The sequence below is a fragment of the Pseudomonas sp. NPDC086278 genome, from assembly GCF_050280905.1.
Taxonomy (GTDB): domain Bacteria; phylum Pseudomonadota; class Gammaproteobacteria; order Pseudomonadales; family Pseudomonadaceae; genus Aquipseudomonas.
This window is the reverse complement of the sequence record NZ_JBNNWE010000106.1, coordinates 1-21,784: the sequence shown is the minus strand read 5'-3', so window position 1 is coordinate 21,784 and position 21,784 is coordinate 1. Positions and strand designations below refer to the sequence as shown.

Sequence of the window (21,784 nt, the reverse complement as noted above, 5' to 3'; positions counted from 1 at the left end):
CGTCGTCTGAGCGGCGAACTGCCGGCCGACTTCGCTGAAAAAGCCTCGGCGTATATCGCTGAAGTCGCGGCCAAGGGCGAAACCATCGCCAGCCGTAAAGCCAGCCAGAACGCCCTGAATGCCTACGGCCCGCTGTTGCCTGAATTGCTGGGCGGCTCCGCTGACCTGGCCGGTTCCAACCTGACCCTGTGGAAAGGTTGCAAAGGTGTGTCGGCTGAAGACGCCAGCGGCAACTACATGTACTACGGCGTTCGCGAATTCGGCATGAGCGCGATCATGAACGGCGTGTCCCTGCACGGCGGCCTGGTGCCTTACGGCGCGACGTTCCTGATGTTCATGGAATACGCGCGCAACGCGGTACGCATGGCCTCGCTGATGAAGAAACGCGTGGTGTTCGTCTACACCCACGACTCCATCGGTCTGGGCGAAGACGGCCCGACGCACCAGCCGGTCGAGCAACTGACCAGCCTGCGCAGCACACCGAACCTCGACACCTGGCGTCCAGCCGACGCGGTTGAATCGGCCGTTTGCTGGAAACTGGCCATCGAGCGCAAGGACGGCCCGTCGGCGCTGATCTTCTCGCGTCAGAACCTGCAACACCAAGAGCGTGACGCCGGCCAGATCGCCGACATCGCCCGTGGCGGTTACGTGTTGAAGGACTGCGCGGGCGAGCCTGAGCTGATCCTGATCTCCACCGGTTCGGAAGTCGGCCTGGCGGTTCAGGCTTACGACAAGCTCACCGAGCAAGGTCGCAAGGTGCGTGTCGTTTCGATGCCGTGCACCAGCGTGTTCGATGCTCAGGACGCCGGCTACAAGCAAGCGGTCCTGCCGTTGCAAGTCAGCGCCCGTATCGCCATCGAAGCCGCGCACGCGGACTACTGGTACAAGTACGTGGGCCTGGAAGGCCGCGTGATCGGCATGACCACCTACGGCGAGTCGGCGCCTGCGCCAGCCTTGTTCGAAGAGTTCGGTTTCACCCTGGAAAACATCCTGGGTCAGGCTGAAGAGCTGCTGGAAGACTAAGTCCGACAGTTATGTTGTCCGGGCTGACGCCATCGCGGGCAAGCTCGCTCCCACAAGGATCTTCACGGACCCTGTGGGAATGGGCTTGCTCGCGAAGGCGTCGGCCCAGTCAACGCTGCAATGACAGATTCACCACGGTAACCGAGAACCCCATGCCTCAACCGCGTCCTTACAAAGTTGCACTCAACGGCTACGGCCGGATTGGTCGTTGCGTCTTGCGTGCGTTGTTTGAGCGAGGCGAGAAAGCCGGGTTTGAAATTGTCGCGATCAACGATCTGGCGGACATGGCCAGCATCGAATACCTGACACGCTTCGACTCCACGCACGGGCGTTTCCCCGGCGAAGTGCGGGTCGAGGGCGATTGTCTGCATATTAATGGCGACTGCGTGAAGGTCCTGCGCAGTGCCATCCCCGAAGGCATCGATTGGGCGTCGCTGGGCGTCGATCTGGTGCTGGAGTGCTCCGGCGCTTACCACACCCGTGAAGACGGCCAGCGGTTCCTCGACGCCGGCGCGCCGCGTGTATTGTTTTCCCAGCCGATGGCCAGCGAGGCCGATGTCGACGCCACCATCGTCTACGGCGTGAACCAGGATTGCCTCACCGGCGACGAGTTGCTGGTGTCCAACGCGTCCTGCACCACCAACTGTGGCGTGCCGCTGTTGCGCCTGCTGAATCAAGCCATTGGTCTGGAATACGTGTCGATCACCACCATCCACTCGGCGATGAACGACCAGCCGGTGATCGATGCCTATCACCACGAAGACCTGCGCCGCACACGTTCGGCGTTCCAGTCGGTGATCCCGGTGTCCACCGGTCTGGCGCGTGGCATCGAGCGCCTGTTGCCGGAACTTGCCGGGCGAATTCAGGCCAAAGCCGTGCGGGTGCCGACGGTGAACGTGTCCTGCCTCGACATTACGATGCAGACCGTGAGCGACACCGATGCCACCGAGGTCAACCGGATCCTGCGCGAGGCCGCCACTAGCGGCCCGCTCAAGGGCCTGCTGGCCTACACCGAGTTGCCCCACGCAAGCTGTGATTTCAACCATGACCCCCATTCGGCCATCGTCGATGCCAGTCAGACCCGGGTTTCCGGCCCACGGCTGGTGAACATCCTGGCCTGGTTCGACAACGAATGGGGGTTTGCCAACCGAATGCTGGATGTTGCAGAGCACTATCTGCAAACAGCTGCCTCTCCAAAACACTGCTCCCCAAAACAGTAGGAACTGCGACCCATGACCGTGTTGAAGATGACCGACCTCGATCTGCAAGGTAAGCGCGTACTGATCCGCGAAGACCTCAACGTCCCAGTCAAGGACGGTGTTGTCACCAGCGATGCGCGAATCCTGGCCTCGCTGCCGACCATCAAGCTGGCCCTGGAAAAAGGCGCGGCCGTGATGGTCTGCTCGCACCTTGGCCGTCCGACCGAAGGCGAGTTCTCGGCCGAAAACAGCCTCAAGCCAGTCGCTGACTACCTGAGCAAAGCCCTGGGCCGCGAAGTGCCACTGGTGGCCGATTACCTGGGCGGTGTCGAGGTCAAGGCCGGCGACATCGTGCTGTTCGAAAACGTGCGCTTCAACAAAGGCGAGAAAAAGAACGCTGACGAACTGGCCCAACAATACGCCGCCCTGTGCGACGTGTTTGTGATGGACGCCTTCGGCACCGCTCACCGTGCCGAGGGCTCTACCCACGGCGTGGCCAAGTTCGCCAAAGTCGCCGCTGCTGGCCCCCTGCTGGCCGCTGAACTGGACGCGCTGGGCAAAGCCCTTGGTGCCCCGGCCCAGCCAATGGCGGCCATCGTGGCCGGCTCCAAGGTGTCGACCAAACTCGATGTGCTGAACAGCCTGAGCCAGATCTGCAACCAGTTGATCGTCGGCGGCGGCATCGCCAACACCTTCCTGGCGGCGGCCGGTCACCCGGTTGGCAAGTCGCTGTACGAACCTGACCTGCTGGATACCGCTCGTGCCATCGCCGCCAAGGTCAGCGTCCCGTTGCCAGTGGACGTTGTGGTCGCCAAGGAATTCGCCGAAAGCGCCACCGCAACGGTCAAGTTGATCGCGGACGTCGCTGCCGACGACATGATCCTGGACATCGGCCCGCAGACCGCGGCGAATTTCGCCGAACTGCTGAAATCGTCGAAAACCATTCTGTGGAATGGCCCGGTGGGCGTGTTCGAGTTCGACCAGTTCGGTAACGGCACCAAAGTCCTGGCCCAGGCCATCGCCGACAGCTCGGCGTTTTCGATTGCTGGCGGCGGCGACACCTTGGCCGCCATCGATAAATATGGCGTTGCGGATCAGATCTCCTACATTTCTACCGGTGGCGGTGCCTTCCTCGAATTCGTCGAAGGCAAGGTGCTGCCAGCCGTTGAAGTCCTGGAAAGCCGGGCCAAGGCCTGAGGCCGCCCATTGACCAGGCAAAGGAGTGTTTACATGGTCAAGACGTTAACGCTGTTGCTCGCCGCGGGCATGCTGGCAGCTTGCGGGAGTAACCCGAAAGCCACGCCGCAACCGGCACCGCAGACCCAGGAAAAAGGCTGCTACCAGGCCGACTGGCAAGCGGAAACCAACCCGGTGCTCAACAAGCGTTCCGGGCCTGATGGCCTGGAAAAATACGAGACACCGACGCCCGCCAAGGAACGTGGTTGCCCTTGACGGGTCTGACTCATTACTCAGGGCCGGCGGCGTGCGCCGTCGGTCGAGGAACATGGATGAAAGGTTTTATCGCCGTTACGGCACTGGCATTGCTGGCAGGTTGCTCGAATTTCAACCTGTTCACGCCGGCCGGGTCGACGGACAACTGGAGCACCTGGACTTGCGACAGCCAGGCCAAAGTGCTCTGGCGCTACACCGACGACAGCCGCAAGGAAGTCGACGTGCGCCTGGGCGGCGGCGATCAGGTCTATCGCCTGAAGCTTGAGCCGGGCGCCGAAGGTTCGCTGTACAGCAACGACATGCTGGCGTTTCACGTAAAAGGTGAGGAAGGCCTGGTGTACTGGGTCGCCACCAACGATTTGATTGGCCGCGGTTGTAAAGCCGAGTAACACGATTGATTTGATGTACAGAGATCCAGATGTGGGAGCGGGCTTGCTCGCGAAAGCGGTGGATCAGCTTGCATGGATGTTGAATGTTGAACCGCATTCGCGAGCAAGCCCGCTCCCACAGTGGATCTGTGCAGGTTCTTGAGATTTGAGCAGCACCGAATTCGCAGACCGGACCAACCCCCGATCTGCAATAACTTGAATAGCCGCCGCCGCTACGGCAGGCTGGCACGATTAACGACCCAAACCGGGAGAGACACACACAATGGCACTTATCAGCATGCGCCAGATGTTGGACCACGCAGCCGAGTTCGGCTACGGCGTTCCAGCCTTCAACGTCAACAACCTTGAGCAGATGCGCGCCATCATGGAAGCCGCTGACAAGACTGACTCCCCGGTGATCGTCCAGGCTTCGGCGGGTGCTCGCAAATACGCCGGCGCACCGTTCCTGCGTCACCTGATCCTGGCGGCAATCGAAGAATTCCCGCACATCCCGGTGTGCATGCACCAGGACCACGGCACCAGCCCCGACGTCTGCCAGCGCTCCATCCAGCTGGGCTTCTGCTCGGTGATGATGGACGGTTCCCTGGGCGAAGACGGCAAGACCCCGACCGACTACGACTACAACATCCGCGTGACCCAACAAACCGTGGCCATGGCGCACGCCTGCGGCGTTTCGGTAGAAGGCGAGCTGGGCTGCCTGGGTTCGCTGGAAACCGGCATGGCCGGTGAAGAAGACGGCATCGGCGCCGAAGGCGTTCTGGATCACAGCCAGATGCTGACCGACCCGGAAGAAGCCGCTGACTTCGTCAAACGCACCCAGGTCGATGCCCTGGCCATCGCCATAGGCACCAGCCACGGCGCGTACAAGTTCACCAAGCCACCGACCGGCGACGTGCTGGCCATCGACCGCATCAAGGAAATCCACAAACGCATTCCGAACACTCACTTGGTGATGCACGGTTCGTCTTCGGTTCCACAAGACTGGCTGGCGATCATCAACCAGTACGGCGGCGACATCAAAGAAACCTACGGCGTACCGGTTGAAGAAATCGTCGAAGGCATCAAGCACGGCGTGCGCAAGGTCAACATCGACACCGACCTGCGCCTGGCATCCACCGGCGCGATGCGTCGCCTGATGGCCACCAACCCGAGCGAATTCGACCCGCGCAAATTCTTCGGCGCGACCGTGACGGCGATGCGTGATGTGTGTATCGCACGTTATGAAGCTTTCGGCACCGCGGGTAACGCTTCGAAAATCAAGCCGATCTCGTTGGAAGCGATGTATCAGCGGTATTTGAAGGGTGAGTTGAACGCCAAGGTTAACTAAGCCTTCTGCGTTTAAGTCGAATAAAAAAACCCGCGGAAACGCGGGTTTTTTATGAGCTTTTTTACATGCTTCCTGGCTGTAAGTTCACGCTGGCATAAAAATATGAGTTCAGGGTTAGTGTCTATATTCAGCCGAGATCTGAACGCTAATCCATGGTTTAGATGGTTTAGATGGTTTAGATGGTTTAGTTGTCTGAGTTTAAGAAATTCGGCCAAGTCCAAAGGACTGCGAGCTCCATACGCCCGTATTACCCGCGAAGTTACGACTTCCATTTAAATAATTAAAGTCTGTGGTGTTGAATGTCCAGCTTTCTGAGTTCGCACCAACGCCACCAGTTAGCATGATAGTGGTGGTGGCGCCGCCGATTTTCTGCACTCCTGTCAGCTTGCCGGTTTGTCCGTTGATGATTGCGGTTGCATCCACTGCTCCTCCATTGTCGTCACTGCTATTGACTGTCAAATAAATGTGGTCTTGTCCATATGCGCCATAATAGGTTCCAACGAGAACACCCATGATCGTATTCCTTTTGAGGGTTAGAGATTTAGCAATTTGTTTGTAAGAAGAGGGGCGTGTTTATTTGTGTACTCTTCTGTTTTTATGTTGCATAGATGATATTAGTTGGGCTGTTGAATGTGGTCACCTGTAAGATCTGACAGTTTCTAATATCTTTTTGTTATGGTTATTAAAAGCAATAAAGGTACTAAAGGGGCGGATTTGTTTTATTAATGCAAAGAAAGCGTACAAAAAACCCGCATAAATGCGGGTTTTCATTGCCTGAGGACCAAGGACGAGCGCTTCTCGGCCGGACGCAGCCTCGCGCTGCTCGACAGCTGCTACAGGGATTGCGGAGTGAAGGGGATTACTTATCGTGATCAATATCCAGCTTGCTGAACGTCACTTTCCCGCCTTCACTCGTATACCCCGTGTGGTCTTGCACATACACCCCGGCCTTGAAGTACAGCGGCTTGTCGCGCCAGGTCTTGCTGATGTCGGTATCCCACTGATAACCCGCCGCACTGATGCCCAATGCGCCGCCGGGGCTCAGGTGGATGAGGTAGGAAAACTCCCGGTCGAGTTTCACCCCGGTGGCGATGGTGATGACCCGACCTTCACCGTCATCCGGGCGCATGCGTACTTTGGCGACGATGTTGCCGGTTGAAGTGCTGGTTTTGTATTGGTACTCGAGCTTTACCAGCGGCTTCTGGCTTTCATAGGCGTGGATCTGGCCGATAACGATTTTCCCCGAGCTGGGCACCTGGTTCACCGCGAGGGTGGCGCGCAGGGAATTGTCGGCGTCCGGGTAAAGCCAGTTGCGCAGGGTGCCGTTGCTGTAGGTTTCGCGTAGTTCGGTGCGGGGGTATTTGGCGTTTTCGGTTTTGGAGCCGGTGACCGGGGACCAGAAAAACAAAGTGCCGGTATCGGAGTGGAAGTATTGGTCCTTGAAGCCTTTCACCAGTTTTTGGGTGTCAACGGTGTAAGGCGGATTGCCGACGGGAACACTGAGGTTCCAGGTTGCGAGATCGATCATAGACAAAGCTTCCACAGATTTTGCTGCACGCACGTGCCAGAAGCTCTAGCACGCGCCTTGGAGGGCGGTCTTTATAAGCGTAGAACGCTGGTTTGTTAACGCCTGACTGACAGATGGGTGACGTCAATATCCTGTTAAAAGGCCATCTCTCCCGGTTTCAGGGGGCTGTAGAGGCGACCGTTAGTCGGCAAATGAACGGGATGGTTAGGTGATGGCGCTCTGACAGCTTCTGCTTTTGCGGATCCGGGTCTAGAGTGAAGCCTCAGTAATTGTCCGGTTTTCACGAGAAGCCGGCCTGACGCCCCGAACAAGAGAAGCAGCATGGAATGCGCGCAACCGACGCCAGGTGAAGGCAGCTCGATCCTTTTAATTGTCGATGATTACCCTGAAAACCTGATCAGCATGCGCGCGTTGCTCCAGCGCCAGGACTGGCAGGTCATTACCGCCGCATCGGGCTTTGAAGCCCTCAGTCTTTTACTCGAACACGACATCGACCTGGTGCTGCTGGATGTGCAGATGCCGGGCATGGACGGGTTTGAAGTGGCGCGTCTGATGCGCGGCAGCCAGCGCACCCGCCTCACGCCGATTATTTTCCTCACCGCCAACGAACAGTCCCAGGACGCCGTGATCAAGGGCTACGCCAGTGGTGCGGTGGATTATCTGTTCAAGCCGTTTGACCCGCAGATCCTCAAGCCGAAAGTGCAGGCATTGCTTGAACACCAACGCAATCGCCGTGCGTTGCAGCGCCTGAGCCACGATCTGGAGGTGGCGCGCGCCTTTAATGCGTCGGTGCTGGATAACGCGGCCGAAGGCATTCTGGTGGTGGGGGAGGACGGTCTGATCCGCTTTGCCAACCCGGCGATGTCGCGGCTGCTCAATGCCACGGTGCAAGACCTGCAAGGCAAAGAATTTCTGGATTACCTGCAAAAACCGCACATCGCGGTGTGGACCGATTCTGATTTTTTTACCGGTTACCAGCGGGGCGAAACCCTGCGCCTGCACGACGCATTGCTGCGAACGGCGCCCGGCCAGCAAGTGCCGGTGGCGTTGTCTTGCGCGCCGTTGCCCGTCGAGCAGCACGCGATGGTGGTGACGGTGCTGGACATGTCGGTGGTGCGCCATCTGCATCAGCAGCTGGAATATCAGGCGGTCACCGACCCGTTGACCGGCCTGCTCAATCGCCGGGGTTTCTACCAGACCGTTGAGAACCTGCTGCTGCGCGGCGAACGCTCCGACAGCGCCTGGGTGCTGTTGTACCTGGACCTCGACGGCTTCAAACGCGTCAACGATTCCCTCGGTCACGATGTCGGTGACCGGGTGCTGCGTTGGGTGTCCGAGCAATTGAAAGCCTGCCTGCGGCCCTTCGATATTCTGGCGCGCATGGGCGGCGATGAATTCACCGCGTTGCTGGATCTGGAGTTTCCCGAGCAAGCCGCAAAGATTGCCGAGAAACTCATCGAGCGGGTATCGATCTGCCAGCAGATCGAAGGGCTGGATATCGCCCTGGGCGCCAGTATCGGCATCGCGACTTACCCGGACTGCGGCGCGAATCTCGACGGTTTGCTGCGGGCCTCGGACATTGCCATGTACGAAGCCAAACGCGCGGGTCGTCAGCAATACCGCTTCTACGATCACGAAATGAACGGTCGCGCGCGCTCGCGGTTGATGCTCGAAGAAAGCGTGCGCACCGCCATCGAGAACCGTGATTTCAACCTGGTGTATCAACCACAAGTTGCGATCAACGGCGGGCAGATTCGCGGCTTTGAAGCGCTGCTGCGCTGGCAGCATCCGAGTGTCGGCGACGTACCGCCGGGGCTGTTTTTGCCGCTGCTGGAAGAGGCGCGGTTGATCAGTCGCCTGGGCAGCTGGATTTACCATCGCGGGGCCGAGCAGCGTAAAGCCTGGGAAACCTTGTTCAGCGAGGACCTGGTGTTGGGCGTGAGTTTGAGCAGCACGCAGTTCGGCATGCCCAACCTGGTCACTGAACTGCGCCAGGTACTGGAGCGTCATGGCTTGCAGGCGCGTCATCTGGAAGTCGAGGTGACTGAAGAGGCGTTGATGCAAAACCCCGAGGAGACCCGTAAAACCCTGCGTTTGCTGCGTAACCTCGGGGTCAGGGTGGCGCTCGATGACTTCGGTTCCGGGCCTTGCTCGCTAGCGCATCTGCGGGATCTGGAGCTGGATACGCTCAAGCTTGATCGGCATCTGATCGCCCGGTTACCGCAGTCTGAACGGGACGCGGCGCTGGCGTTTGGTGTCATTGATCTGTCCAAGCGCTACGGCTTGACGGTGATCGCCGAAGGCGTGGAAACCGTTGCGCAGTACGAGTGGTTGCAAACCAATGGTTGCGAGTACGTGCAGGGTTTTCTGGTCGGGCGGCCGATGATGGCCGACGACGCCGGCCACTTTGCGCGTCCGTTTGACTGGAGCGCGCTGCCCCGCTGAATTCGCTACACTGGCGACCTTTTCGTGATCCGTGTTGCTGCCAGAAATGACCGCGTTGAAATACCTCCAGGCCTATCCCGCTGCGTTGCAGGACCAAGTGCGCCAGCTGATCGCCGACAGTCGGCTGGGCGACTACCTGAGCCAGCGTTATCCGGACAAGCACGGCGTGCAGAGCGACAAGGCGTTGTACACCTATGCCCTGGACCTCAAGCAGGAATACCTGCGAAATGCTCCCGCCATCGACAAAGTGTTGTTCGACAACCGCCTGGACCTGACCCATCGCGCCCTCGGCCTGCACACCACCATCTCGCGGGTGCAGGGCGGCAAGCTCAAGGCCAAGAAGGAAATTCGCGTTGCTTCGTTGTTCAAGGAAGCGCCGTCCGAGTTTCTGAAAATGATCGTCGTGCACGAACTGGCGCACTTCAAGGAATCGGATCACAACAAGGCGTTTTACAAGCTGTGCGAACACATGTTGCCGGGGTATCACCAGATCGAGTTTGATCTGCGGGTGTACCTGACGTGGCGGGACATGCAATAAAAGATCGAATCGCAGCCGGGAGTTTCAGATGGACGTCAGCAAGACCAAAAGCAGCTTCTACCGCCGGTTGTACGTGGCGTACCTGATCGACAGCGGGTTGGCGAGCAGCGTCCCGGCATTGACCGAGGTGACGGGCATGCCTCGGCGCACCGCGCAGGACACCATCGCGGCGCTGGCCGACCTGGATATTGTTTGCGAGTTCGAGCAGGAAGAGGGCGCGCGCAACCATGCCGGGCGTTATCTGATTCGCGAGTGGGGGGCGATTGATCGGGGGTGGATCGAGCGCAATCTGCGGCAGATCAAAGCGGTATTGGAATATCCCTGATTGGTTGCGTTGATGCGGCTGACGCTGTCGCGGGCAAGCCTCGCCCTCACATGTTTCAGCAGCGAGGCTTGCCCGGGAAGATGCGTTTAAGGCCGGCGCATCCCGATGTGCGCAATGCCATCCTCGACATACTCCTCACCCGCCACCACAAACCCGTACCGCCCGTAATACCCCTGCAAATGTGCCTGGGCCGAGAGATAAATCGGCGTGTCCGGCCAGCATTTTTCAGCCTGCTTCAATGCCTGCGCCATCATTTCATGCCCCAGCCCCTGGCCACGACCTTCAGGCGCGGTCACCACACGCCCGATCACCACGTCGCCACCCTGCAATTGCGGGTCGAGCAAACGCAGATACGCCACCAGTCGTTCTCCATCCCAACCCATCAAATGGCGGGTGTCGCCTTCCAGATCCTGGCCATCGATGTCCAGGTAGACACACTGTTGCTCAACGACGAACACCTCGGCGCGCAACCGCAGAATGGCGTACAGCTGCTCTTTGCCCAGATCGTTGTGGTGCTTGCAGACCCAATCGATTGTCATCTTCACTTTCCTTGAACAACGTTGCTCCGATACTAATCGCCCCGGTGAAAGATGTCTTGATGGCATGTAAATCTGTGATAAAGGCCAAAATGCCATCATTCATTTCACGTCGCGGTGTCTTCTTTGTGTAATCTGCAGTGAAGCGCTGTGCAGTGGCTTCGATGAGCTAATGTTGAGTACCTGAATGTCGGTACGTTGGTCTTGGAGTTTTGGCAGAAAAATACGCCGGGCAGCCCGCCCATAAGGATTTCCTAGCATGCCGCGATTGCATCGAGCTGTTGCTTTGAGCGTGTTGCTGTTGCTGACTCAGAGCGCAGCGGCAGAGAAGCTGCGTCTGGTTGCCGACGCCTGGCCACCTTTCACCGACGCCACGCTGGTCAACGGCGGACTGGCGACCGACATCGTCAGTACCGCGCTGGCACGGGCCGGTTACGCCAGTGATTTCGAGCAGGTACCTTGGGCGCGAGCGTTGCTCGGTGTCGGCGAAGGACGTTACGACGTGTTGGTCAACGCCTGGTACACCGACGACCGCACGAAATTCGGGCAATTTTCCGGCGAGTACTTGCTCAATCGCGTGCGCTTTCTAAAGCGCAAAGATGCGCCGATCGAATTCAGCAACCTGCAACAGTTGCACACCTATCCAATCGCGGTGGTGCGGGGTTACGCGTATTCGCCGGAATTTGACGAAGACGTGGCGCTACAGAAAATCCCGGTGCACAACTTTGCGATGGCCGTGCGCATGGTCGCGGCGGATCGGGTCAAGTTGACGCTGGAAGATGAATACGTGGCCCGCTACTACCTGGCGCGCGAATCGACCAAAGTGCGCAACGCCGTGGAATTCCTGCCCAAGCCATTGAGCGAGAACAGCCTGCACATTCTGGTCAGCCTGAAGAATCCGCAGCATGAGCAGATCGTCGCCAGTTTCGACCGCGAGATTGCCAGGATGAAGGTGGATGGCAGCTACGAAAAGCTGATGAGGCAGCATGGGATGTGAGGCGGGCCGGCTCGCTCCCACGCTGAATCTGTGTCGTCTACCTGGCCCATGTGGGAGCAGGCTTGCTCGCGAAGAGGCCCTGAAGGCATTACAACTCTCAGGTCTCGCGGGTGTCTTTGATCAAATGCGCCGCCAACGTCCGCAACGGCCCCAACTGCCGACAAATCAACGCTAACTGCGTCTGTACCAACCGCTGCCCTTCATCGATTTCATCCGGCATCTGTTCCAGCTCATTGGCCAGTGCCTCTTCCTCATCGCTTTGAATCGCCACCGGCTGCTTGCTCGCCAACCCTTGGGCAATCTCGTCGATGCTGGCCGCAAGGCTCACACCGGCACCGTCGATCAAATACTCGCGCACGTCGGCCGGCAGCTGGGTTTCGCGGTGCGCGCCGAGGCCTGACAGATAGCTGAGCAAGGTGTGCGACAGCACCAGGAAGCGGAAGCCGACATCGGCTTCCTTACGGAAATGCCCCGGCTCCATCAGCATGTTGGCCAGCGTTGTCGACAGCGCGGCATCGGCGTTGTGTGCGTTGCGCCGGGCCAGGCGATAGGCAAGGTCATCGCTTTTGCCCACAGCGTATTGCTGCATGATCTGGCGCAGGTAGATGCTGTTGCAGGTCAGGGTGTTCGCCAGCACTTTGTTCAGGCGCCGACCCTGCCAGTCCGGCAGGAACAGGAAGACCGCGAGCCCGGCGATCAGGCTGCCGAGCAGGGTATCGAACAGGCGCGGCACGAACAGTCCGTAACCGTCGCCGACCTGATTGAAGCAGAACAGCACCATCAGCGTGATCGCGGCCGTGGCCAAGGTGTAGCGGGTGGTGCGGTTGATAAAGAACACCACGCCGGCGGCGATGGCGAAACACGACTGGACCAGCGGGTTCGGGAACAGATCGAACAGCGCCCAGGCCACCGTCAGGCCAATCGCGGTGCCGATAATCCGTTGCCCGAGTTTGCGTCGGGTGGCGCCGTAATTCGGCTGGCAGACAAACAGCGTGGTGAGAATGATCCAGTAACCCTGCGAGGGGTGAATCAAATGCACCATGCCGTAGCCGATACTCAGCGCGAGGGGCAGACGCAGGGCGTGGCGGAACAGCAACGAGGTCGGCGTCAGCTGCGTGCGCAGGCGAATCCACACATCCTTGAGGCTGCGCGGCGAGCGGTCGAGCAGGCTGCTGTCGGTGGCGTCGGCGAGGGCGTCGGGGTTGCTGGCGTCACTGAGCAAGCGGTCGAGCGTGCCAAGGTTGGCCGCCAGTGCGCGCAACGAGCGCAGCAGCCCGCGCCAGGCCGGGTTGCTCTGGATGCGCAGGTGTTCGAGGGACGCATGCAGGTCGCTCAGTGCTTCGGCGAAACTCGCGTCATAAATGAACGGCTGGCGCATCTGGATCGATTCGGCGAGTGCCCGGCAGGCTTTGCCTTGCTGGCGCAGCAAGCGCTGACAGCGGAACAGCACGTCGCTGTGGAAGAACGCCTCGGCCAGCGCGTTATACGGATAGTGCGAGGAGCTGGCGCGCTCGTGGATGTCCTGCGCGAGGAAGTACAACTTGAGGTAGCGGCTGACTTTCGAGCCCGGCCGACCGTTGCCGACGCGGTGCAGAATGATTTCCTTGGCCGCGTTGAGTGCCGCCACCACGCGCCCGTTTTGCTGGGCCAGTTCCAGACGACGCGCTTCCACGTCCATCTGCCGGATCGGTTCGAACAGCGACGCTTTCAGCTTCAGGTAATAACCCAGCTCACGGAACAATCGCGCCAGGCTCTGTTGCACCGGCTGATTGGAGAACATCGCCTGCCACAGCACCGAGAGCAAGCCGTACCACGCCGCGCCCGCCACCAGCAGCACCGGCTCGTGCCAGAAATCGGTGACCGCGCCGCCGCGTTGGTCCACGCCGATCATGGTGTAGACCGACAGGATCAGCGTCGCCGAGGCAATCGCGCCATAGCGTTCGCCGAGGGCGCCGAGCATGGTCAGGCCGAAACTGGCGAGCGCCAGGGCGATGATGAAAATGACGGGGTAGGGAAACAGCAGTTCGACGGAGAATGCAGCCACGCTGAAACACACCAGCGTCACGGCCAGCGCATTGAGGCGGCCCTGCCAGCTGTCATCGGTTTCGGCCAGGGCGCTGGCGATAATCCCCAGGAACAACGGGATCAGCAGCCCCATTTCATCCTGATACCAACAGACAGCCATGCTGCCGGTCAGGGCGATGAACACCCGCACGCTGTAGCTGAATTTATCCAGCGCCCAGAGACGGCGCAGAGACTGACGAAATGGAGTCGATGGCATGAAGTACGAAGGCCTTCCGAGGCAATGACGCTAAATTGAGCCAGTAATGACGCTGACGCAATGGCGCCAATCACATCTGACAGCAAAATCTGTTCCTTGATATCCCACACTGGACCTGTGTCGATCATGAATTTGTGGCCCGCCCAAAAACCTGTGGGAGCGGGCTTGCTCGCGAAAGCGGTGTGCCAGTCAATATCTGTGACGACTGACCGATTGCGTTCGCGAGCAAGCCCGCTCCCACATTGGATCTTTGTCGGTCATGAGTTTGTGGCTCGCCCAAAAAACCTGTGGGAGGGTTTGGTCAGACGAATTGCGCGGCGGCGTAGCCGGAGGCCCAGGCCCACTGGAAGTTGAAACCGCCCAGATGCCCGGTGACATCCAGCACTTCGCCGATGAAGTACAGGCCGGGGCTTTTCAGCGATTCCATGGTCTTGGACGAGACTTCGTTGGTATCGACGCCGCCCAGGGTCACTTCGGCGGTGCGATAGCCTTCGGTGCCGGCGGGGACAACGTTCCAGCTCGCCAGTTTTTCGGCGATGTCGGCGATTTCGGCGTGGGTGTACTGCTTCATCGGTTTGGACACGAACCAGTTGTCCGCCAGCAAGTTGGCCATCTTCTTGGTGAAGATTTCACCGAGCAGGGTTTTCAGTTCGCTGTTCGGGCGTTCGGCTTGCTGCTGTTGCAGCCAGCTCGGCACATCGTGGTCCGGCATCAGGTTGATCTCGACGGTGTCGCCGGATTCCCAGAACGAGGAAATCTGCAAAATCGCCGGGCCGCTGAGGCCCCGGTGCGTAAACAGGATGTTCTCGCGGAAGCTCTGCTCGTTGCAGCTCACCAGGCAATCCACCGACGTACCGGACAGCTCGGTGCACAGTTCTTTCAACTGATCGGTAATGGTGAACGGCACCAGACCGGCGCGGGTCGGCAACAGGTCGTGGCCGAATTGCTTGGCGACCTGATAACCGAAACCGGTGGCGCCCAGGGTCGGAATCGACAGGCCCCCGGTGGCGATCACCAGCGATTCGCAGCTCAGTTGACCGAGGGTGGTGTCGAGCAAGTAACCGTTTTCGAGCTTCTCGATGGTCTGGATCGAGGTGTCCAGGTGCAGGCTGACGCCGAGCTGATCGCACTCGTTGAGCAGCATGTCGAGGATGTCGCTGGATTTGTTATCGCAGAACAACTGGCCGAGCTTCTTCTCGTGGTACGGCACGCCGTGCTTGGCGACCATGCCGATGAAATCCCACTGGGTGTAGCGCGCCAGTGCGGATTTGCAGAAGTGTTCGTTCTGCGAGAGGAAATTGCCAGGTTCGGTGTACATGTTGGTGAAATTGCAGCGGCCACCGCCCGACATCAGGATTTTCTTGCCGGCCTTGTTCGCATGGTCGAGCAACAGCACTTTGCGCCCACGCCCGGCGGCGGTCAGTGCGCACATCAACCCTGCGGCGCCAGCGCCAATGATCACGACTTCGGTAGAGCGCAAAACGGTGTCCTCTTGATGTGTCACCACAAAACTGATGTGGGAGCGTGCTTGCTCGCGAAAGCGGTGTGTCAGTCAGCATATAAGCCAACTGACAGATTGCATTCGCGAGCAAGCCCGCTCCCACAGGGGAGTTGCGTTGTCTTACAGGATCCGCACGCGCAGCGAACGGCCCTTGATCTTGCCGTCGTTCAAACGCTGCAAGGCTTGCTTGGCGATCCCGCGTTCTACGGCCACGAATGCCTGGAAATCGAAAATCGCGATCTTGCCGACCTGGGCGCCCGGGATGCCGGCGTCGCCGGTCAGCGCGCCGAGAATATCGCCCGGACGCACCTTGTCTTTACGGCCCGCGCCGATGCACAGCGTGCTCATCACCGGCAGCAGCGGGGCACCGCCCTGGGAGGTGAGGTTGTCGATTTGATCCCAGCTCAACGGCGACTGTTGCAGTTTCTCGATGGCTTGGGCGCGGTGTGCTTCCGACGGGGCCACCAGGCTGATCGCAATACCTTTTTCGCCGGCGCGACCGGTACGGCCAACACGGTGAATGTGGATTTCCGAGTCACGGGCCAGTTCGACGTTGATCACCATGTCCAGCGCGTCGATATCGAGACCGCGCGCGGCAACGTCAGTGGCAACCAGTACCGAGGTGCTGCGGTTGGAGAACATCGCCAGCACCTGGTCGCGGTCACGCTGCTCCAGATCACCGTGCAGGCCGACGGCAGAAATGCCTTTGGCGGTCAGGTGATCCACGGTTTCCTGAACCTGCTGCTTGGTGAAGCAGAACGCCACGCAAGACGCCGGGCGGAAGTGGCCAAGCACCTTGGTCACGGCGCTCATGCGCTCGTCCGGGGAAATCTCGTAGAAGCGCTGCTCGATCTGCGTGTCGTCGTGGAACGCCTCGGCCTTGACGATCTGCGGGTTACGCATGAACTTCGCCGCCAGCTGCTTGATGCCCGTCGGGTACGTGGCGGAGAACAACAGGGTCTGACGACGCTCCGGGGTCTGGGCGATGATTTCTTCGATGGAATCGTAGAAACCCATGTCGAGCATGCGGTCGGCTTCGTCGAGGATCAGCGTGTTCAGGCCATGCAGCACCAGCGAACCCTTGCGCAGGTGCTGTTGAATCCGGCCCGGGGTGCCGACGATGATGTGCGCGCCGTGCTCCAGCGAACCGATCTGCGGGCCGAACGACACACCGCCGCACAGGGTCAGGACCTTGATGTTGTCTTCGGCGCGGGCCAGACGACGGATTTCCTTGGCGACCTGGTCAGCCAACTCGCGTGTCGGGCAGATGACCAGCGCCTGGCAACCGAAGAAGCGCGGATTGATCGGGTTCAGCAGGCCGATACCGAAGGCGGCGGTCTTGCCGCTGCCGGTCTTGGCTTGCGCGATCAGGTCCATCCCCTTGAGGATCACCGGCAAGCTTTGCGCCTGGATCGGCGTCATCTGGGCATAACCGAGGGAGTCGAGGTTAGCCAGCATGGCGGCGGACAGCGGCAAAGTATTAAAAGCGGTGGCGATGGTGGTCACGGGACTGGCCTGCAAAACAAAATGTCGCGCAGTGTATCAGTCCCGCGGCCATTGCCCCTAAGGTTCGATGTGTTCTTCCGGACGTTTGACGCGCCGTCCGTCTTCCTTTGAAAGCTGCGAGAAGATCGTCGCGGCCAGCATCGCCATGACGCCGACGGTGACAAAGGTCAGCTGGAACGCGCCCAGCACCGTGTCCACGCCATCGTTGCCGACCTCCGCCGTAAAGCCGCCGAGCAGGGCGCCGGCGCACGCCACCCCAAGGCTCAACGACAATTGCGCGACCACCGACAGCAAACTGTTGCCGCTGCTGGCGCTGGCGTCGTCGAGGTCGATCAGGGTCACGGTGTTCATCGCGGTGAACTGCAACGAGTTGATCGCGCCGAGTATCGCCAGCATCCCCAGCAACAGCCAATACGGCGTCTGCTCGCTGACCAGGCCCATGCTTGCGAGCATCAGCCCGAGCGCCAAGGTGTTCCCGGTCAGGATGACGCGGTAGCCAAAACGCTCGATCAGCGGCCGCGCCACGGACTTGGCGAACATGGCCGCCGCTGCGAGTGGCAACATGCTCATCCCGGCCTGGGACGGTGAGTAACCCAGCGCCACTTGCAACAGCAACGGCACGAGGAAGGGCAGGGCGCCGCTGCCCAGGCGGGCGAACAGGTTGCCGAGGATGCCCACGGCAAACGTCCGGGTCTTGAACAGCGACGGCGCGAACAGCGGATTATCGACGTGCCCGGCACGCAGCCAATACGCCGCCAGACAGGCCATGCCGCCGAACAGCAGCAACATCACGCGCAAGTGCGGCAGGTGCTGTTCGCCGAGGCCTTCCATGGCGTTGGTGATCAGCACCATCGCCGCGCCGAACAGCAGAAAGCCGAGGCTGTCGAAACGCGTGCGTTCAGTGCCGCGCAGGTCGGGGATGAACTTCCAGACGGCGTAGCAGCCGACGGCGCCGACCGGCAGATTGATCAGGAAGATCCAGTGCCAGGTCAGGTATTCGACCATCCAGCCGCCCATCGTCGGGCCAATCAACGGGCCGAGCAGTCCGGGGATGGTGATGAAACCCATGATCCGCACCAGCTCCGAGCGGGGGTAGGCGCGCAACACCACGAGCCTGCCGACCGGCAACATCAGCGCACCGCCCAGGCCCTGAATCACCCGGGCGCCGATCAGCATGCTCAGGCTGCTCGACAGGGCGCAAAGCAGCGAGCCGATGCTGAACAACAGAATCGCGCCGAAGAAGATTTTCTTGGTGCCGAAGCGGTCGGCGATCCAGCCGGAGGCGGGGATCAGCAAGGCGACGGTGAGCATGTAGGCGATGATTACGCCCTGCATGCGCAGCGGGTTTTCCGCCAGGTCGCGGGCCATGGCCGGCAGGGCCGTGTTGAGGATCGTCCCGTCGAGGGACTGCATGAAGAAAGCAATGGCGACGACCCACGGCAACCAGCGAGCGGTGACAGCGTCGAGAGGCGGGCGGTTGGGCATGGGACCTCTTGTGGGAGAAGTGTGAATGCAATGTCTCCCTGTGGGAGCGGGCTTGCTCGCGAAGGCGGTGGATCAGTCAACATTGATGTTGAAGGTGATGGCCTCTTCGCGAGCAAGCCCGCTCCTACAGGTTTTTTGTGTTTACAGAGTCAGGGTCAATCGGCTGACGAGCGCTCCCGGCAACAGCGCCGACGCGGTCGCGCGCTGGCTGTAGGTGCTCGACGACAACAGCAACTCGCGCTCCTCGGTCAATGCTTCCAGCTGTGAACCGAGCAGACTGTAGGCGCTGTCATCAAAACGCATGGTGCTGACCGGCGCCTGAATCTCGCCGTTCTCGACCCAGAACGTCGCAAACCGCGTCATCCCGGTCATGCGCGCCCCCGGTTGGTCCGAATAGTTCAGGTACCAGAGGTTGCTGATGTACAGGCCCGTGCCCAGTTGCTTGAGAATCTCTGCGTCAGGCAACGTTCCGGGCGCCATGTTCAATGCACTGGGCGATTCACCGCCGCCGGCGCCGTTCGCGGTCAAACCGTATTCGGCGGCACTGCGTGAACCCACCAGTTGCGCACCGGCCTTGCCGGCGACAATCAGCCCCAGATCACTGCGCGGATACCCTTCGCCGGAAAACGCCGGGCTCAGCGAGCCGCTGACTTTCTCATCCAGCGACACCAACGGGCTGAACGAGTGATCGCCCGCATACAGCTTCTGCAACGGGCTGCTCTTGCTGGCAATCGACTGCGCCGAGAAACCGCCCCAGCACAACATGCCGATGATTTCTTCGAGGGCGGCCGGCGCCAGATAGGCGCGGTACTGACCCGGCGCCAAGGTGCGTAACGGCCGGCCCAGGAATTCAAGCTGCTCACGCGCCTGCTGGAAGCGTCTGGCAAACCCGTCGCTGCTCCAGTCATGCCCGGCGTAACTGGCTTTCACCGCCTGACCGTTGTCGTGGAACAGGCTGAAGTCAAAGTTGAAGCTGTTGGCCTGATGCCAACCGAACGCCCCCGACGAACTGGCGAAACCGCGACTGATCGGCCCGGCTGCGTAGAAGCCCACGAGGTCCAGCCCTTCGGCGGCTCGGGTGATTTCGGCAACCACTTGCTCGGTATCCGGCAGCGGGTGTTGCTGCACGTTCTTGCTCTGCCAGCCGTTGTGGTTGAGCAGCAAATACGGGTCCGGCGGCAGCAACGGCAGGGTGTCGCGCAACTGTTGCAGGCCTTCGGCCAAGCGTTGAACGTCGACGTGCGGGTCGCCAGCCAGGGTGATGTCGAGGTCGGCGTGGCGCCCCTCATTGATCAGTTTGAAACCGACGCTCGCTTGCTGCACCTGACCGGCCTGCCGCACCTTGGCGTGGTTGAAACGCACGAAGGCCGATGACTCGGCGGCATAGCTGAGGGTGAATTGTTCCGGCTCGCGAATCGCGTCGTGCAACCAGTTGACCAATGCCTTGAACGCCTCGGCCTGATTATTTGCCGTACTCATCAGGCGTCTCCCCCAAACACATCCACATTGCTGAACACGCAGGCCGGCGAAGCATGGCCGACGCGGATCACTTGATTCGGTTCGCCCTTGCCGCAGTTCGGCGTGCCCAGCACCTTGAGGGTGTTGGCATCGCCGACGGCGCTGAGGCTTTTCCAGAAGTGTGCGGAAATCGCCCGGTAGTTGGGGTTCTTCACCACGCCTTTAAGCTCGCCGTTTTCGATCAACTGCGCCCATTCACAACCGAACTGGAATTTATTGCGTGCATCGTCAATCGACCATGAGCGGTTGGTGCTCATCAAAATGCCGTGCTCGATGTTGCCGATCAGTTGCTCCAGCGGTTGATCGCCGGCCTCGATGTTGAGGTTGGCCATGCGGTCGATCGGCGGGCGGTTCCAGCCGCACGCGCGGCTGTTGGCGACGCCGTCCATGCTCGCGCGAAATTGCGACAGCGCGCCGCCCAATGGGCGCAGCAGCAGGCCTTCCTTGATCAAAAATTGTTTGCTTGCGGCAGTGCCGTCGTCGTCATGACCGTAGCTGGCGAGCTGCTCGGGGATGTCCGGGTCGAACGTTACGTTGAGCAGGCTGGAGCCGTATTGCAGATGGCCGAAATCTTCAGCCTTGACGAAACTGGTGCCGGCGTAATTGCGCTCATCGCCGAGGATGCGGTCCAGTTCCAGCGGATGACCGATGGACTCGTGGATCTGCAACATCATCTGGTCCGGCATCAGCAGCAGGTCGCGCGGACCTTGCGGGGTGTTTGGCGCCAACAGCAATTGCAGCGCCTGATCGGCCACTTGCGGGCCGGCGCCGACCAGGCCGCAACGGCTGATCACATCGGCGCTGCCTTGTTGGCCGAAGTTTTCGCGGCCAAGGCTGCGGGTCTGGCTGTCATTGCCGTCGTAGGCGGTGACGTCGAGGCCCGGGTAGACGAATCGCTGTGCCTGGCGCAACTCGGCGCCGGCGCTGTTGAGGTAAATCTGTTCGACGTGAGTGATGCCGATGCTGACCTGCCAGTTCACCAGGCGCTCGTCCTTGGGCACCGACGCGGACTCGGCGCCGAGCAATTGGTAGCAATCGCTGAGGGACGGGAACGGTTGGTCGAGGTGCGGCGAAAAATAATCGGCGCGGTCGCTGGAAACCGCTTGTTCGCGCAGGTCGAGCAGGGCGTGGGGCTTGAGTCGGCGGGCCTGTTGTTCGGCTTTTTCCAGCGCCGTCTGCAAGCCTTGCTGCGACAGGTCGTTGGTCGCGGCATAGGCTTCGACGCCGTTGATCCGTACGGTCAACATCGCGCCTTCGTCACGGCTCAGGCTGGGAGGTTCGGCGACGTTCTTGCGTACCGAGAGGTATTGGCCGGACTCGCGCACATAACGCAGCGAAAAGAATTCAGCGCCCGTGCGCAAGGCAGCGAAGCGCTGCTTGAGCTGGGGGTGGAAATCGAACATTCGGGAACCTCCTTGGTATGGAGTGGCGGTGCAGCGGTGTTGCGAAGGGGGTGAAACGTTTGCGTGGCGCTAGATTAGGCCTGTGCGGGGGGTAGGATCAAGGGCGCAACGGTGTGGGAAAGGATTGCCGGGGTGTGTCAGCAGAGGATGTGCTGTTGGGTCGGGCCCCTTCGCGAGCAAGCCCGCTCCCACATTAGATTTAAGGTGTTCACAAAATCTGTGTTCACTGGAGATCTAATGTGGGAGCAACTGTCTTAACCCTGCCATTCGTCATCGCCATTCGGTGCCGTCGCGCAGCATGGCATTCAGCCGGATCAACAGTATCCGCATG

The 21,784-nt window shown here is 60.3% G+C and carries 19 protein-coding genes; 10 read left to right on the top strand and 9 right to left on the bottom strand.

All coding sequences use genetic code 11. From position 1 onward, the window contains the following. The 6 genes from ACQKP4_RS24650 to fba form a co-directional block, all read left to right on the top strand. Positions 1-1,023, top strand: a 1,023-nt coding sequence (locus tag ACQKP4_RS24650) for a transketolase-like TK C-terminal-containing protein (RefSeq protein ID WP_427636412.1), incomplete at its 5' end; no start/stop codon positions are given. A 152-nt stretch (positions 1,024-1,175) separates the two neighbouring features. After that, positions 1,176-2,243, top strand: a complete 1,068-nt coding sequence (gene epd / locus ACQKP4_RS24645) for an erythrose-4-phosphate dehydrogenase (RefSeq protein WP_427636410.1) — start codon at positions 1,176-1,178, stop codon at positions 2,241-2,243. 12 nt (positions 2,244-2,255) lie between these two features. After that, entirely contained in the window at positions 2,256-3,419 is a 1,164-nt protein-coding gene (locus ACQKP4_RS24640; protein WP_427636408.1) for a phosphoglycerate kinase, read from the top strand. Between the two features lie 33 nt (positions 3,420-3,452). Beyond that, positions 3,453-3,674: a hypothetical protein gene (locus ACQKP4_RS24635; RefSeq protein WP_427636406.1), complete on the top strand. Its 222-nt coding sequence runs from the start codon at positions 3,453-3,455 to the stop codon at positions 3,672-3,674. A gap of 56 nt (positions 3,675-3,730) precedes the next feature. Beyond that, positions 3,731-4,063, top strand: coding sequence for an MliC family protein (locus ACQKP4_RS24630; RefSeq protein WP_427636404.1), 333 nt, complete (start codon positions 3,731-3,733; stop codon positions 4,061-4,063). 262 nt (positions 4,064-4,325) lie between these two features. Then, positions 4,326-5,390 carry a class II fructose-bisphosphate aldolase gene (fba, locus tag ACQKP4_RS24625; protein ID WP_427636402.1) on the top strand — a complete coding sequence of 355 codons (1,065 nt, stop codon included), beginning with the start codon at positions 4,326-4,328 and terminating at the stop codon, positions 5,388-5,390. Between the two features lie 198 nt (positions 5,391-5,588). Here fba and ACQKP4_RS24620 read toward each other — a convergent pair whose 3' ends face one another. Both ACQKP4_RS24620 and ACQKP4_RS24615 read right to left on the bottom strand, forming a co-directional pair. After that, a complete protein-coding gene (locus tag ACQKP4_RS24620; RefSeq protein ID WP_427636400.1) occupies positions 5,589-5,903 on the bottom strand; it encodes a hypothetical protein in 315 nt (104 codons plus the stop codon). 346 nt (positions 5,904-6,249) lie between these two features. Then, positions 6,250-6,918 carry a polysaccharide lyase family 7 protein gene (locus ACQKP4_RS24615; RefSeq protein ID WP_427636398.1) on the bottom strand — a complete coding sequence of 223 codons (669 nt, stop codon included), beginning with the start codon at positions 6,916-6,918 and terminating at the stop codon, positions 6,250-6,252. A 321-nt stretch (positions 6,919-7,239) separates the two neighbouring features. Here ACQKP4_RS24615 and ACQKP4_RS24610 point away from each other — a divergent pair, with 321 nt between their 5' ends. From ACQKP4_RS24610 to ACQKP4_RS24600, 3 genes are read left to right on the top strand one after another with little or no spacing between them, the layout of a single operon-like run. Further along, a complete protein-coding gene (locus ACQKP4_RS24610) occupies positions 7,240-9,363 on the top strand; it encodes a putative bifunctional diguanylate cyclase/phosphodiesterase (protein WP_427636396.1) in 2,124 nt (707 codons plus the stop codon). A gap of 46 nt (positions 9,364-9,409) precedes the next feature. After that, a complete protein-coding gene (locus ACQKP4_RS24605; protein WP_427636394.1) occupies positions 9,410-9,901 on the top strand; it encodes a M48 family metallopeptidase in 492 nt (163 codons plus the stop codon). A gap of 28 nt (positions 9,902-9,929) precedes the next feature. Then, a complete protein-coding gene (locus tag ACQKP4_RS24600; protein ID WP_427636392.1) occupies positions 9,930-10,226 on the top strand; it encodes a winged helix-turn-helix domain-containing protein in 297 nt (98 codons plus the stop codon). Positions 10,227-10,312: 86 nt separating this feature from the next. On the opposite strand, the gene ACQKP4_RS24595 is transcribed toward ACQKP4_RS24600, so the two are convergent. After that, a complete protein-coding gene (locus tag ACQKP4_RS24595; RefSeq protein WP_427636390.1) occupies positions 10,313-10,765 on the bottom strand; it encodes a GNAT family N-acetyltransferase in 453 nt (150 codons plus the stop codon). 256 nt (positions 10,766-11,021) lie between these two features. Between ACQKP4_RS24595 and ACQKP4_RS24590 the strand changes: the two genes are divergently transcribed. After that, positions 11,022-11,759 (top strand): substrate-binding periplasmic protein, encoded by a 738-nt coding sequence (locus ACQKP4_RS24590; protein WP_427636388.1) that lies wholly within the window; start codon positions 11,022-11,024, stop codon positions 11,757-11,759. Between the two features lie 97 nt (positions 11,760-11,856). Here ACQKP4_RS24590 and yccS read toward each other — a convergent pair whose 3' ends face one another. The 6 genes from yccS to ACQKP4_RS24560 all read right to left on the bottom strand — a co-directional run bounded on the left by yccS (position 11,857) and on the right by ACQKP4_RS24560 (position 21,453). Further along, positions 11,857-14,040 (bottom strand): YccS family putative transporter, encoded by a 2,184-nt coding sequence (yccS, locus tag ACQKP4_RS24585; RefSeq protein ID WP_427636386.1) that lies wholly within the window; start codon positions 14,038-14,040, stop codon positions 11,857-11,859. Between the two features lie 301 nt (positions 14,041-14,341). Continuing rightward, positions 14,342-15,520 carry an NAD(P)/FAD-dependent oxidoreductase gene (locus ACQKP4_RS24580; protein WP_427636384.1) on the bottom strand — a complete coding sequence of 393 codons (1,179 nt, stop codon included), beginning with the start codon at positions 15,518-15,520 and terminating at the stop codon, positions 14,342-14,344. A gap of 141 nt (positions 15,521-15,661) precedes the next feature. Next, positions 15,662-16,999, bottom strand: a complete 1,338-nt coding sequence (gene dbpA / locus ACQKP4_RS24575) for an ATP-dependent RNA helicase DbpA (protein ID WP_427636414.1) — start codon at positions 16,997-16,999, stop codon at positions 15,662-15,664. A gap of 105 nt (positions 17,000-17,104) precedes the next feature. Further along, entirely contained in the window at positions 17,105-18,532 is a 1,428-nt protein-coding gene (mdtD, locus tag ACQKP4_RS24570; protein ID WP_427636383.1) for a multidrug transporter subunit MdtD, read from the bottom strand. Positions 18,533-18,673: 141 nt separating this feature from the next. Next, positions 18,674-20,011, bottom strand: a complete 1,338-nt coding sequence (locus ACQKP4_RS24565; protein ID WP_427636381.1) for a TldD/PmbA family protein — start codon at positions 20,009-20,011, stop codon at positions 18,674-18,676. After that, on the bottom strand, positions 20,011-21,453 hold the full coding sequence (locus ACQKP4_RS24560; protein ID WP_427636379.1) for a TldD/PmbA family protein: 1,443 nt from the start codon (positions 21,451-21,453) through the stop codon (positions 20,011-20,013). Before ACQKP4_RS24560 ends, ACQKP4_RS24565 begins: the two co-directional genes overlap by 1 nt. Between the last annotated feature and the right edge of the window lie 331 nt (positions 21,454-21,784).